The sequence below is a fragment of the Saprospiraceae bacterium genome (assembly GCA_016717265.1).
GTDB lineage: Bacteria > Bacteroidota > Bacteroidia > Chitinophagales > Saprospiraceae > Vicinibacter.
Genome location: JADKFX010000001.1, coordinates 1,771,044 through 1,786,916 on the forward strand (window position 1 = coordinate 1,771,044; position 15,873 = coordinate 1,786,916).

The following is a 15,873-nucleotide window of genomic DNA, read 5'->3' on the forward strand; positions in this document are numbered from 1 at the left end:
TTTGATTCATTAAATAATTCTAATCGATTTTTCTATGAAGTAATTTGCGATATATAAATTCATCCAAATATTAGGCATTTTAGATTTTCAATTTAGCACGACACTCAAAATAAAATACAATGATGAAAACATTTACATGTTCTATTTATTCCATTCTTTTTTTAGGAATATTTTTAATTCCTAATTTATCAAATGCACAAGCTTATTGTGATCCTGATAATGTTCCCCCGGTGATTGTAAATTGTCATCCGGACATGACATTTACAATACCATCTGGTGAATGTGGTACCACAGTAACTTGGAGTGATCCGTTTGCGGATCCTGATAATTGTTTAACTACCAGTGCGATTTCAGCGGTTGATTTTTTCTCATTTCATGAGGGAGATGGAAATGGTAATAATGGGCAGTTGCTTTTACATGGAACCGATTCTTTAACTATAGTTGGAACTACCAACGGCACACCAGGGAATGGGAATAATGTTTTCAATGTTTGTTTTTATGCCACATGTTCAGGCCAATTAAGTTTTAATTGGAGAGCTAGAATGAATAATGGAGATGGATTTGCCAATGACCGGGTAAGACTTACAATCACTCATATGGTACATGGAGCAAATGTAAATGCAAATTTGACAACGGGAAATGGATCAACAGCAAATGGTCTTGTTGCATCTACTCTAATTCAGGAAGGAGATCGATTTTGTTTAGAAGTGGTATCTGATAATACCTTAGGTGTTGATAGTATTACAATTACCAATTTTATATTTGTTCCGGGTCAGATAAATGTTATTCAAACGAATGGACCTAAACCTGGAGATATTATACCTCAAGGAATTTATCCTGTGGAATATACCGCATCAGATTGTGCTGGAAATATTTCAACATGTTCCTTTAACGTTGAAGTAGTATTGGAAACTCCAAGACCTTTGATTTCATTTTGCCAAAATGATACTACAATAACAATAAATTTACCGGGACGTTGTGACATGCTAGTGGATTATTTAATACCAACCACATTTGATCCTTGTAAAGAAATAGTCGGATTTAATTTAGGTATGGATCCCACAATGAATGGAATCCAATTAACAGAAGCTGCAGAGCCAGGAAATGGAGATGGAATTGTTGGAACGGATGGATTTGTATATGTGAGCCCAGGAAAAGATTCTTTAGTACTTGTAGGTATTAATAATGGAACACCCGGAAGTGAGCGAAATGACACTTCTGTTTTAACAACATGTATTCAACCAAGATGTCCAGGTATATTTACTTTTGATTGGAGAGCCTCCATTGGATTTGGAGGATTTCGTAGGGATGAAGCTGGGATAATTTTTAATGGGAAGGATAGTATTTTATCAACGCCACCAGGTGGATCTTTTGAATTTGGTACCGTAACCATTCATTCGAATGGTATTGATCCACTTTGTTTTTATGTGCGATCTACAAGCATGGCAATGGAAGATACATTTATAATTACAAATTTTAATTTCGTTTCAGATTCTATATTTCCATTACAAGTATCGGGTCCTGATTTAACGCAACCAATCCAGCCCGGTGTTTATGATATTGGTTTTCAAGTAAGAGACTGTTATGGGAATATCGATTCCTGCTCTTTCAATTTAACAATCTTGCGGATAGGTTCCATGTCCTGTAAGAATCTCAATATTTCTTTAAATGAAAATTGTGAATCCTTGATTACTCCAGATATGGTTGTTTCGGGTTTATGCACAAATACTATGGTTGTTGATTTAAGTCATTATGGCAAACCAGTTCCGAATCCAATAGATTCACATTATTTAGGTCAACATATTACAGCTACGGTAAGAGATACACTTACAGGAAATTCCTGTTGGGGTGATTTATTTATTGAAGATAAATTATCACCTTTATTAATTTGTCGTGCTGATACTACAGATTGTTATTCATTTAATCATGACTTTCCTTTAAACTATACTGTTCAGGATTGTAGTCCTTATAAAGTTACTACGATTGGTGAACGGGTGGAGCATTTAGATTGTGATTCAAACTTTTTAAAAATTATTTATAGAGATGTATTGATTACAGATATTAATGGAAACGCAGAATCGTGTACGGACACCATATATGTTAGACGTATTAAGGTTACAGATCTGGTTTTGCCAAATGGTATCACCACATTGACTTGTGAATACAAAATTTTTATAGATAATTCAGGCTATCCAGCAGTACTATACACCGGCTTTCCTTTAGTAAATCTTTACAATGGAAGTAGCATTGGAGTTTGGCCCTTGAATAGTTTATTAGATTGTAATTTATTAGTGAGTTATGAAGATTTAGATTTAGGAGAAATAAATTGTGTGCGTAAAATTATGCGGACATGGACTGCAAGAGAATGGTGGTGTGGAACTGAAATTACAAGAACGGAAGTTCAATTAATAATTATTGAAGATTTAAGTGGTCCTCAAATTACCCATGCACCGTATGGATTTGAAGCGGCAACTGGAAGAAGAGATTGTGAAGCAAGAGTATTGCTTCCATCGATAGAAGCATTTGATTATTGTCATAATGATTTAAGAATAGATATTGCATATCCAGGTGGTGTGCTTTTAAATCAGAATGGCGGTTATGTAAATTTACCAGTAGGAGAAGATACCATATATTATAGAGTTTATGATGGCTGTTATAATTTGACGGAACATTATATAATAATCCATGTACGGGATGAAACAGAACCAGTAGCAGTGTGTGATCGCAATACAGTAGTAGCCTTAAATCATAGTGGTTATAATTGGGTACCAGCAGAAGTATTTGATGATGGAAGTTTTGATGAATGTGCCTTGCATCATTTTGAAGTGCGCCGAATGGATCCAAACACATGTGGAACCCGCGGAGAAGATGATTGGGGTCCGGAAGTAGGCTTTTGTTGTGAGGATGTAGGCAAGACTGTGATGGTAGGATTTAAAGCCATAGACCATAGTGGTAATGAAGCGATCTGTATGGTGAATGTAGAAGTACAGGATAAAGAAGCACCGCAGATAAGTTGTCCACCAAATATTACAGTGGATTGCAGATTTGATATAGATTTCAATAATTTAGATGTATTTGGAAAAGTAGTAACGGAACAAGCAGATCGGGATACGATTATAATAGATCCAATTTACTGGCATCAAATTGGAGGCCACCCATTAGATGGCCTGGCAAAAGATAATTGTCCACCGACAATCGTCAATACGCCCGATTTTAGCAATATAAATCAATGTGGTCTAGGCTATATTATAAGATATTTTAATGCAGAAGATTTACAGGGTAATGTGAGTAATTATTGTAGCCAGTTTATTACGATAATTAATCACGATACGTTTGATATCAACGACATCGATTTTCCGGATGATTACGCGACGTCCGGCATCTGTAATCCAGCCGAATTAATACCGGAGCGATTAACTTATCCATATAATAAGCCGGTAGTAAATGATGATGAATGTAGTTTAATAGGTTATAGTTATCATGACCATGTATTGTCAGCGACCCTACCGGGAGATCCATGTTTTAAAATCATCCGGGTATGGAAAGTAATTGATTGGTGTCAACGCGATATCGATGGCAATGTAATCATCTGGACAGATACCCAATATATCAAAGTAACAAATCTGATAGATCCGATAATCAAACGGGTAAGTCAGGATACAGTGATCTGTAGTTATGATGTAAACTGTCGTCCGATACCGGTAATTTTTTCGATTGAAGCCAGTGATGATTGCACGGATTCGACATTGATGTTGTATACGTATAAGATAGATTTAGATAGTGATGGAACGATAGATATTGTGCGAGCAGGAATTGGAGAGAATGTAGCGCAAGGGGTATGGCCAATTGGAAAGCATATCGTAAAATGGGAAGTAGAAGATCGGTGTGGAAATACAGCGAAAGCAAGTTTCATATTGGATTTACGAAATTGCAAACCACCGACAGCGTATTGTTTAAATGGATTATCTACGAATTTAACACCGATGGATTTAGACGGAGATGGGATACCAGATACGGCAATGGATTCTGTATGGGCAAAAGATTTTGATGCAGGTTCGTATCACAATTGTGGATATTATGTGAGTTTAAGTTTTTCATCCGATACGAATGATAAATATATCGTGTACGATTGCGATAGTATTGGAAAACGGGATGTAGAATTATGGGTAACGGATGTGAATGGAAATACGTCGTATTGCCGGACGTTTATAATCATCCAGGACAATAGTGGATTTTGTCCACCGACGATAAAGAATTCAGATGTAAACGGCTTGGTAAGTACAGAAAAAGCAGATCGGGTACAAAATGTAACAATTGAATTGTTGAATGGTGGGATGCAGGAAGTAAAAACGGATATAGAAGGCAAGTATGCATTTAACCAAATAGCAAACGGACAAACGATGACGGTGATGCCAAGTAAGACAGATGGCTGGTTGAATGGAGTCACGACGGCAGATATTGTAAAGATACAGCGTCATATATTAGGCTTAGAACCCTTGAGTTCGGCGTATAAGATGATAGCAGCAGATGTGAATAAGAGTAAGACGATCACCTCGAAAGATGTATCAGATTTGCGAAGATTGATATTAGGAATAACGAATGAGATATCGGGAAATACGAGTTGGAGATTTGTACATCAGTTGTATTCGTTTAATGAATTGAGTAATGCATTGAATGAAAGTTTTCCGGAGAGTTATCAGATCAATCCATTGAATGCAGATATGCAATTAGATTTTTATGCAATCAAGACAGGAGATGTAAATGAGAATGCAGTAACGAAAGGCTTCAATGCAACGCAGAGTAGAAGTAAACAAGTACTGGAATTACAGACAGAGGAATTGAAGTTAAATAAAGAGGAGTCAGGAGAACTAGAAATGAGAGTATTAAATGGAAGTGGATATGAAGGCCTTCAATTTAGTTTACAGTGGGATGTCAAACAACTGGAAGTATTAGGAGTAGAAGTAAATGGAGAATTGAGAATACGCGACGATAATTATTCACTGCAAGGAATTGGAGAAGGCAAGCTAAGCTTTAGTTGGAATGGTGGGATGAAGGATGGAGATTGGATCATAAGAATACAAGTGAGAGCAAAAGCAGCATTGCGAGTATCGGAAGTGATGGTATTAAATTCAGTAATTACGCCAGCGTTATCGGTAGTTAAGGGAAGTGAAGAAGAAGGTAATGTAGTGTTGAGTTACCGGGGCATGCTGGAAGAAGAATTTGTAGTATTACAGAATGAACCAAATCCATGGACGCATCAGACGAGTATCGGAATGTTGTTGCCACAAAATGGAGAAGTAACCATAAGTGTATATGACATTACGGGTAAAGTATACTTAAAGGAAAGGAAAGAGATGCGTAAAGGGTATAATGAATATAGTCTGGATAAATCACAATTACCGATTGCAGGAGTATATTATTATCAGGTAGATTATAGGGAGCATACGGTAACCCGGAAGATGGTGATATTAGAATAGAACAAAAATCTAAATAAATTTAGTGAATTTGGCTTCGGCCAGAAGAAATAAAGCAGCCATTGTTCCAAAGCAATGGCTGTTTTTATTAAAAAATATTAAAAAATATTATAATATATAAAAAACTAATTTTAAGTTTGCACTTGGAATATTTCCCAAATAATTCCATTCTTTAGAGTTCAGCGTTTTTAGCGAGGTATTTTCCCTTTTTTAATTAATTGATTATGAAAATTACTACTTCGCTGTATTTATTGTTTGCATTATTATTTATTCAAGTGAATTCATTTTTTGCCCAAGCGCAAAATAATTGTTTTCTAGAAACTACACCTCCTACTATTTTAACTTGTCCAGGCGATTTTACAGTCGCCATAGGCCCTGGTGTATGTACGCCTTCGGTTTATTGGCCATTACCTACCGCTTTTGATGCTTGTCATTCGCCAATTTTTGGATTTACAGGATTTGTAAGTTTTCCAAACTGGGCACAACTATCTGGAGGTACTGGAGCGCAGTTTACTGATTTTACTCCTGATTCTGTTCGCATAAAAGGAACAACATCCGGAGCTGGAACCACAAATGCAGATTTGTGTTTTACAGCAAATTGTAATGGTTCATTTACGTTTAATTGGGCTGCAAGAAAAACAGGAATATCCGTATCCTTTAATGGAGATCATGCATTTTATGTAATAAATGGTGTTCCCGTTCAACTCACTCCGAATGTTGGAATCAATGCATCAGGAAACATTACCGTAAATTTAAATTTAGGAGATGTTTTTTGCTTCCGAGTACAATCCAATAATGCCGGAGCACAAACATTTTTAACAATACGTAATTTTATTTATGACAATTTATCAATCCAACAAATAGCTGGGCCAACACCAGAATCTTCGCCAGGAGCCGGAAACGGAACGCCAATTGGTGCAGGCACATATCCTGTAAGTTATCAAATTGAAGATTGTGCAGGGAATGTAAGTTTTTGTAATTTCAATGTAACACTTACAGATTCACCACCGACAATTACATGTCCGCCAAGTGTAAATATTCTTTTAGATACATTTGATTGTAATCGGGTGTATTGTTATAATGTAGATGCATCTGATAATTGTATCAATACAAATATAGTTTTACCAATAGGATATCAATTTTTAGGTATACACAATGGAAATACATATTATATTTCCCCTACTGGATTACCAAATCAAACAAATTGGTTAACTGCAAATTTAATAGCAGCTCAACTTGGTGGTCATTTAGTAACGATAGAAGATGCTGCAGAAAATAATTTTCTGAATGCAGCGATCCCATTTGTACCAGGATTATTTGATAATCAGTATTGGATAGGTTTAAGATATTTTCCAATTTTAGGAGATTATAAATGGACTACAGGAGAACCTTTAAATTATACAAAATGGGGACCTTTACAACCAGGTTTAATTGACGGAGATTTTGTTTTTTATTGGGATCTAGTTGCAGGTACCTGGTACGATTTACCAAACGATTTTTTTTCTAGAAGACATATAATAGAATTTGAAGAAGGTCTTCAAATACAATTAATTTCTGGAATTCCTTCGGGAAATCCTCTTCCTCCTGGTGTTACTACGAATGTTTATCAAGTAACTGATGCTGTTGGACAAACCGCTACTTGTAGTTTTACTGTGAATGTGATTGGATCTTTAAGCTTATCCTGCAAGAATGTAAATGTTTCATTAGATGAGTTTTGTCAGGTATTAATAACACCTCAAATGTTATTGACAGGAGATTATAATTGTTATGACGTTTTTGATGTTACCTTAAGTCATTATGGAAAACCAGTTCCAAATCCAATTGACTCCCATTATTTAGGACAACATATTATCGCTACTGTTACAGATCCTACAACAGGTAATTCTTGTTGGAGTGATGTATTGATAGAAGATAAATTAGCACCGACGATAATCTGTCGTGCAGATACGGTCGATTGTAATATATTCGAACGTGATTTTCCATTAAATTATGAAGGACTGGATTGTAGTCACTATTCTGTAAAAACAATCAATGAACAAGTCGAACATTATGATTGCAACCCACTTTTTTTAAAAGCTGTTTATCGGGATGTCTTAATTACGGATGCTGGGGGAAATTCGTCGCAGTGTACCGATACTATATTTGTAAAGCGGGTTACTGCTGCAGATATAGTTTTGCCAACGCTTGACTTCTCTAATTTTTCCTGCACTACGAAATTTCTTAAAGATGAAAATGGACATCCAAGTCCTTTAGTTACCAGAGTACCCTATCATTATCAAAGTGATGGAAGCCTCAATAATATATGGCCATTAAATGAATTACTAGATTGTAATATATTAATAAGTTATGAAGATATAGATCTTGGTGAAATTAATTGTGTGTGGAAAATCATGCGAATTTGGACAGTTCGAGAATGGTGGTGCGGAACGGAAATTACTAAAAACAGTCAGCAATTGATCATTATAAAAGATGTAGAAGGCCCTGAAATTACCCATGCACCGTATGGATTTGAAGCGACGACTGGAAGAAGAGATTGCGAAGCGAGAGTGTTATTGCCGAGTATTGAAGCGGAAGATGCATGTCATAATAAATTGAGAATTGATGTAGCCTATCCAGGTGGAATATTATTAGGTCAGAATGGCGGTTATGTAAATTTACCAGTAGGAGAAGATACCATATATTATAGAGTTTATGATGGCTGTTATAATTTGACGGAGCATTATATAATAATCCATGTACGGGATGAAACAGAACCAGTGGCAGTGTGTGATCGCAATACGGTGGTAGCCTTAAATCAAAGTGGTTATAATTGGGTACCGGCAGAAATATTTGATGATGGAAGTTTTGATGAATGTGCCTTGCATCATTTTGAAGTGCGCCGAATGGATCCAAACACATGTGGAACCCGTGGAGAAGATGATTGGGGTCCGGAAGTAGGCTTTTGTTGTGAGGATGTAGGCAAGACTGTGATGGTAGGATTTAAAGCCATAGACCATAGTGGTAATGAAGCGATCTGTATGGTGAATGTAGAAGTACAGGATAAAGAAGCACCGCAGATCAGTTGTCCACCAAATATTACAGTGGATTGCAGATTTGATATAGATTTCAATAATTTAGATGTATTTGGAAAAGTAGTAACGGAACAAGCAGATCGGGATACGATTATAATAGATCCAATCTACTGGCATCAAATCGGAGGGCATCCATTAGATGGCCTGGCAAAAGATAATTGTCCACCGACAATCGTCAATACACCTGATTTTAGCAATATAAATCAATGTGGTCTAGGCTATATTATAAGATATTTTAATGCAGAAGATTTACAGGGTAATGTGAGTAATTATTGTAGCCAGTTTATTACGATAATTAATCACGATACGTTTGATATCAACGACATTGATTTTCCGGATGATTACGCGACGTCCGGCATCTGTAATCCAGCCGAATTATTACCGGAGCGATTAACTTATCCATATAATAAGCCGGTAGTAAATGATGATGAATGTAGTTTAATAGGTTATAGTTATCATGATCATGTATTGTCAGCGACCCTACCGGGAGATCCATGTTTTAAAATCATCCGGGTATGGAAAGTAATTGATTGGTGTCAACGCGATATCGATGGCAATGTAATTATCTGGACAGATACCCAATATATAAAAGTAACAAATCTGATAGATCCGATAATCAAACGGGTAAGTCAGGATACAGTGATCTGTAGTTATGATGTAAACTGTCGTCCGATACCGGTAATTTTTTCGATTGAAGCCAGTGATGATTGCACGGATTCGACATTGATGTTGTATACGTATAAGATAGATTTAGATAGTGATGGAACGATCGATATTGTGCGAGCAGGAATTGGAGAGAATGTAGCGCAAGGGGTATGGCCAATTGGAAAGCATATCGTAAAATGGGAAGTAGAAGATCGGTGTGGAAATACAGCGAAAGCAAGTTTCATATTGGATTTACGAAATTGCAAACCACCGACAGCGTATTGTTTAAATGGATTATCTACGAATTTAACACCGATGGATTTAGACGGAGATGGGATACCAGATACGGCAATGGATTCTGTATGGGCAAAAGATTTTGATGCAGGTTCGTATCACAATTGTGGATATTATGTGAGTTTAAGTTTTTCATCCGATACGAATGATAAATATATCGTGTGCGATTGCGATAGTATTGGAAAACGGGATGTAGAATTATGGGTAACGGATGTGAATGGAAATACGTCGTATTGCCGGACGTTTATAATCATCCAGGACAATAGTGGATTTTGTCCACCGACGATAAAGAATTCAGATGTAAACGGCTTGGTAAGTACAGAAAAAGCAGATCGGGTACAAAATGTAACAATTGAATTGTTGAATGGTGGGATGCAGGAAGTAAAAACGGATATAGAAGGCAAGTATGCATTTAACCAAATAGCAAACGGACAAACGATGACGGTGATGCCAAGTAAAACAGATGGCTGGTTGAATGGAGTCACGACGGCAGATATTGTAAAGATACAGCGTCATATATTAGGCTTAGAACCCTTGGGTTCGGCGTATAAGATGATAGCAGCAGATGTGAATAAGAGTAAGACGATCACCTCTAAAGATGTATCAGATTTGCGAAGATTGATATTAGGAATAACGAATGAGATATCGGGAAATACGAGTTGGAGATTTGTACATCAGTTGTATTCGTTTAATGAATTGAGTAATGCATTGAATGAAAGTTTTCCAGAGAGTTATCAGATCAATCCATTGAATGCAGATATGCAATTAGATTTTTATGCAATCAAGACAGGAGATGTAAATGAGAATGCAGTAACGAAAGGCTTCAATGCAACGCAGAGTAGAAGTAAACAAGTACTGGAATTACAGACAGAGGAATTGAAGTTAAATAAAGAGGAGTCAGGAGAACTAGAAATGAGAGTATTAAATGGAAGTGGATATGAAGGCCTTCAATTTAGTTTACAGTGGGATGTCAAACAACTGGAAGTATTAGGAGTAGAAGTAAATGGAGAATTGAGAATACGCGACGATAATTATTCACTGCAAGGAATTGGAGAAGGCAAGCTAAGCTTTAGTTGGAATGGTGGGATGAAGGATGGAGATTGGATCATAAGAATACAAGTGAGAGCAAAAGCAGCATTGCGAGTATCGGAAGTGATGGTATTAAATTCAGTAATTACGCCAGCGTTATCGGTAGTTAAGGGAAGTGAAGAAGAAGGCAATGTAGTGTTGAGTTACCGGGGCATGCTGGAAGAAGAATTTGTAGTATTACAGAATGAACCAAATCCATGGACGCACCAGACGAGTATCGGAATGTTGTTGCCACAAAATGGAGAAGTAACCATAAGTGTATATGACATTACGGGTAAAGTATACTTAAAGGAAAGGAAAGAGATGCGTAAAGGGTATAATGAATATAGTCTGGATAAATCACAATTACCAAATGCAGGAGTGTATTATTATCAGGTAGATTATAGGGAACATACGGTAACCCGGAAGATGGTGATATTAGAATAGAACAAAAATCTAAATAAATTTAGTGAATTTGGCTTCGGCCAGAAGAAATAAAGCAGCCATTGTTCCAAAGCAATGGCTGTTTTTATTAAAAAATATTAAAAAATATTATAATATATAAAAAATAGTATTAAGTTTGCACTTGGAATAATTCCCAAATAATTCCATTCTTTAGAGTTCAGCGTTTTTAGCGAGGTATTTTCTTTTTAAAATTCTACAACATGAAAATTACTACTTCGCTGAATTTGTATATTATTTTATTTTTAATGGCTACAACCAATGCAGTTAATGCAGGGATTGTATTTGATGGAGGTTTAAGTACAAATGCACCTCCACCTGTAATTGGTGGTTTTCTTATGACTCCATTTCCAGCGGACACAAGAGCGCTTTTTAATGATGAAACTCAAGTTCCTGTACCTGCGAGATGTGTACGTAATCTTGAATTTTCAGAGGCAGCCAGTCATAGGGTAATTCAGAATGGTTGGGCGACTTGGTCTCATGGATATTTAGGAGATGTATATTTTGTAACTAGTCAAACAGTGACAATAAGCTTACCCTCAAAAACAAATGCTTTTTATTGTTATATTGAATCTAATGATTTTGCAGTATATACTGTTGAGGCCGCAGCAAATGACGGTACCACTTCCGGACCAATTCCAGTTAGTGGAAATGCCGGTGCTACAGGGTTCGCTTTTTATACCTCAGGGAATTGTAATTTAACTTCCATTACCATCACAGTGGGAACAGGATCCAGTGGATTTGCAGTAGGTGAGTTTGGAATTAATTTGGAATGTTGTGGGGCTAGTGGTGCATTAGCTTGTAAGAATGTAAATGTTTCACTAGATGAGTTTTGTCAAGCACTAATTACACCTCAAATGTTATTGACAGGTGATTATATTTGCTATGATGCATTTAAAGTAGAATTAACGCATTATGGCAAACCTGTTGGCAATCCGATCGATTCGCATTATTTAAATCAGCATATTATAGCAACCGTTTTAGACACCATAACAGGTAATTCCTGTTGGAGTGATATATTGATAGAGGATAAGTTAGCTCCATCGATAATATGCAGAGCGGATACTACAGATTGTTATACATTTCAACACGACTTTCCATTAAACTATGAAGGATCTGATTGTAGTCATTATACTGTAAAGACAATCAATGAACAGGTTGAGCATTTTGAATGTAATGATGAATATTTAAAGGCTGTGTACAGAGAAATATTGATCACGGATTATAATGGGAATACGGATCAATGTACAGATACGATCTTAGTAGAGCGAATCAAAGCAGAAGATGTTTATTTACCAGATACTGAAGTAACCTTATATTGCGAATTTCAATATTCTACAGATGAGAATGGTCACCCAAGTCCATATATAACTGGCTTACCCTATACCTATACGCACGATGGAAGTTTGATCTATATATGGCCTCTTAATCTTTTACTGGATTGTAATATATTAGTGAGTTATGAAGATTTAGATTTAGGGGAGATCAATTGTGTGCGCAAGATCATGCGGAGCTGGACGGTACGGGAATGGTGGTGTAATACAGAAATAACAAGAACACAATTACAAATAATAATAATAAAAGACACAACGGCACCGGTCATTACCCATGCACCGTATGGATTTGAAGCGACGACTGGAAGAAGAGATTGCGAAGCGAGAGTGTTATTGCCGAGTATTGAAGCGGAAGATGCATGTCATAATAAATTGAGAATTGATGTAGCCTATCCAGGTGGAATATTATTAGGTCAGAATGGCGGTTATGTAAATTTACCAGTAGGAGAAGATACCATATATTATAGAGTTTATGATGGCTGTTATAATTTGACGGAGCATTATATAATAATCCATGTACGGGATGAAACAGAACCAGTAGCAGTGTGTGATCGCAATACGGTGGTAGCCTTAAATCAAAGTGGTTATAATTGGGTACCGGCAGAAATATTTGATGATGGAAGTTTTGATGAATGTGCCTTGCATCATTTTGAAGTGCGCCGAATGGATCCAAACACATGTGGAACCCGCGGAGAAGATGATTGGGGTCCGGAAGTAGGCTTTTGTTGTGAGGATGTAGGCAAGACTGTGATGGTAGGATTTAAAGCCATAGACCATAGTGGTAATGAAGCGATCTGTATGGTGAATGTAGAAGTACAGGATAAAGAAGCACCGCAGATAAGTTGTCCACCAAATATTACAGTGGATTGCAGATTTGATATAGATTTCAATAATTTAGATGTATTTGGAAAAGTAGTAACGGAACAAGCAGATCGGGATACGATCATAATAGATCCAATTTACTGGCATCAAATCGGAGGCCATCCATTAGATGGTTTGGCAAAAGATAATTGTCCACCGACAATCGTCAATACACCTGATTTTAGCAATATAAATCAATGTGGTCTAGGCTATATTATAAGATATTTTAATGCAGAAGATTTACAGGGTAATGTGAGTAATTATTGTAGCCAGTTTATTACGATAATTAATCACGATACGTTTGATATCAACGACATTGATTTTCCGGATGATTACGCGACGTCCGGAATCTGTAATCCAGCTGAATTATTACCGGAGCGATTAACTTATCCATATAATAAGCCGGTAGTAAATGATGATGAATGTAGTTTAATAGGTTACAGTTATCATGATCATGTATTGTCAGCGACCCTACCGGGAGATCCATGTTTTAAAATCATCCGGGTATGGAAAGTAATTGATTGGTGTCAACGCGATATCGATGGCAATGTAATTATCTGGACAGATACCCAATATATAAAAGTAACAAATCTGATAGATCCGATAATCAAACGGGTAAGTCAGGATACAGTGATCTGTAGTTATGATGTAAACTGTCGTCCGATACCGGTAATTTTTTCGATTGAAGCCAGTGATGATTGCACGGATTCGACATTGATGTTGTATACGTATAAGATAGATTTAGATAGTGATGGAACGATAGATATCGTGCGAGCAGGAATTGGAGAGAATGTAGCGCAAGGGGTATGGCCAATTGGAAAGCATATCGTAAAATGGGAAGTAGAAGATCGGTGTGGAAATACAGCGAAAGCAAGTTTCATATTGGATTTACGAAATTGCAAACCACCGACAGCGTATTGTTTAAATGGATTATCTACGAATTTAACACCGATGGATTTAGACGGAGATGGGATACCAGATACGGCAATGGATTCTGTATGGGCAAAAGATTTTGATGCAGGTTCGTATCACAATTGTGGATATTATGTGAGTTTAAGTTTTTCATCCGATACGAATGATAAATATATCGTGTACGATTGCGATAGTATTGGAAAACGGGATGTAGAATTATGGGTAACGGATGTGAATGGAAATACGTCGTATTGCCGGACGTTTATAATCATCCAGGACAATAGTGGATTTTGTCCACCGACGATAAAGAATTCAGATGTAAACGGCTTGGTAAGTACAGAAAAAGCAGATCGGGTACAAAATGTAACAATTGAATTGTTGAATGGCGGGATGCAGGAAGTAAAAACGGATATAGAAGGCAAGTATGCATTTAACCAAATAGCAAACGGACAAACGATGACGGTGATGCCAAGTAAAACAGATGGCTGGTTGAATGGAGTCACGACGGCAGATATTGTAAAGATACAGCGTCATATATTAGGCTTAGAACCCTTGAGTTCGGCGTATAAGATGATAGCAGCAGATGTGAATAAGAGTAAGACGATCACCTCGAAAGATGTATCAGATTTGCGAAGATTGATATTAGGAATAACGAATGAGATATCGGGAAATACGAGTTGGAGATTTGTACATCAGTTGTATTCGTTTAATGAATTGAGTAATGCATTGAATGAAAGTTTTCCAGAGAGTTATCAGATCAATCCATTGAATGCAGATATGCAATTAGATTTTTATGCAATCAAGACAGGAGATGTAAATGAGAATGCAGTAACGAAAGGCTTCAATGCAACGCAGAGTAGAAGTAAACAAGTACTGGAATTACAGACAGAGGAATTGAAGTTAAATAAAGAGGAGTCAGGAGAATTAGAAATGAGAGTATTAAATGGAAGTGGATATGAAGGCCTTCAATTTAGTTTACAGTGGGATGTCAAACAACTGGAAGTATTAGGAGTAGAAGTAAATGGAGAATTGAGAATACGCGACGATAATTATTCACTGCAAGGAATTGGAGAAGGCAAGCTAAGCTTTAGTTGGAATGGTGGGATGAAGGATGGAGATTGGATCATAAGAATACAAGTGAGAGCAAAAGCAGCATTGCGAGTATCGGAAGTGATGGTATTAAATTCAGTAATTACGCCAGCGTTATCGGTAGTTAAGGGAAGTGAAGAAGAAGGTAATGTAGTGTTGAGTTACCGGGGCATGCTGGAAGAAGAATTTGTAGTATTACAGAATGAACCAAATCCATGGACGCATCAGACGAGTATCGGAATGTTGTTACCACAAAATGGAGAAGTAACCATAAGTGTATATGACATTACGGGTAAAGTATACTTAAAGGAAAGGAAAGAGATGCGTAAAGGCTATAATGAATATAGTCTGGATAAATCACAATTACCAAATGCAGGAGTGTATTATTATCAGGTAGATTATAGGAATAATACAATTACAAAAAAGATGGTCATTATAGATTAAATTCGAAAATATTTAAATTCAAATGGTTTTTTTTAATTCTTAAATTAAAAGCCACCAGGAGTAGTTTCTGGAAATAAATAAAATGCCACTAGTTAAACCTAGTGGCATTTTATTTTTATATTAATTGAATATCTGATTCAACATTTTGAGCTCCATTTTAAAAAAACAATATTTTAATTTTGAAAATTTAAAATTATTTGTTTTTACGGTGATCACTGT

Annotated in this window: 3 protein-coding genes; all 3 read left to right on the forward strand. The window is 36.5% G+C overall.

The window, feature by feature from the left end; genetic code table 11:
- Window positions 1-119: 119 nt before the first annotated feature.
- The 3 genes from IPO86_06895 to IPO86_06905 all read left to right on the forward strand — a co-directional run bounded on the left by IPO86_06895 (window position 120) and on the right by IPO86_06905 (window position 15,654).
- On the forward strand, window positions 120-5,477 hold the full coding sequence (locus IPO86_06895; GenBank protein MBK9727827.1) for an HYR domain-containing protein: 5,358 nt from the start codon (window positions 120-122) through the stop codon (window positions 5,475-5,477).
- A 221-nt stretch (window positions 5,478-5,698) separates the two neighbouring features.
- Entirely contained in the window at window positions 5,699-10,999 is a 5,301-nt protein-coding gene (locus IPO86_06900; GenBank protein MBK9727828.1) for a T9SS type A sorting domain-containing protein, read from the forward strand.
- Window positions 11,000-11,217: 218 nt separating this feature from the next.
- Window positions 11,218-15,654: a T9SS type A sorting domain-containing protein gene (locus IPO86_06905; protein MBK9727829.1), complete on the forward strand. Its 4,437-nt coding sequence runs from the start codon at window positions 11,218-11,220 to the stop codon at window positions 15,652-15,654.
- Window positions 15,655-15,873: the final 219 nt, after the last annotated feature.

Coding starts and splice junctions, on each gene's coding strand:
- IPO86_06895 (MBK9727827.1), top strand. CDS start 120: ATGATGAAAACATTTACATGTTCTATTTATTCCATTCTTTTTTTAGGA.
- IPO86_06900 (MBK9727828.1), top strand. CDS start 5,699: ATGAAAATTACTACTTCGCTGTATTTATTGTTTGCATTATTATTTATT.
- IPO86_06905 (MBK9727829.1), top strand. CDS start 11,218: ATGAAAATTACTACTTCGCTGAATTTGTATATTATTTTATTTTTAATG.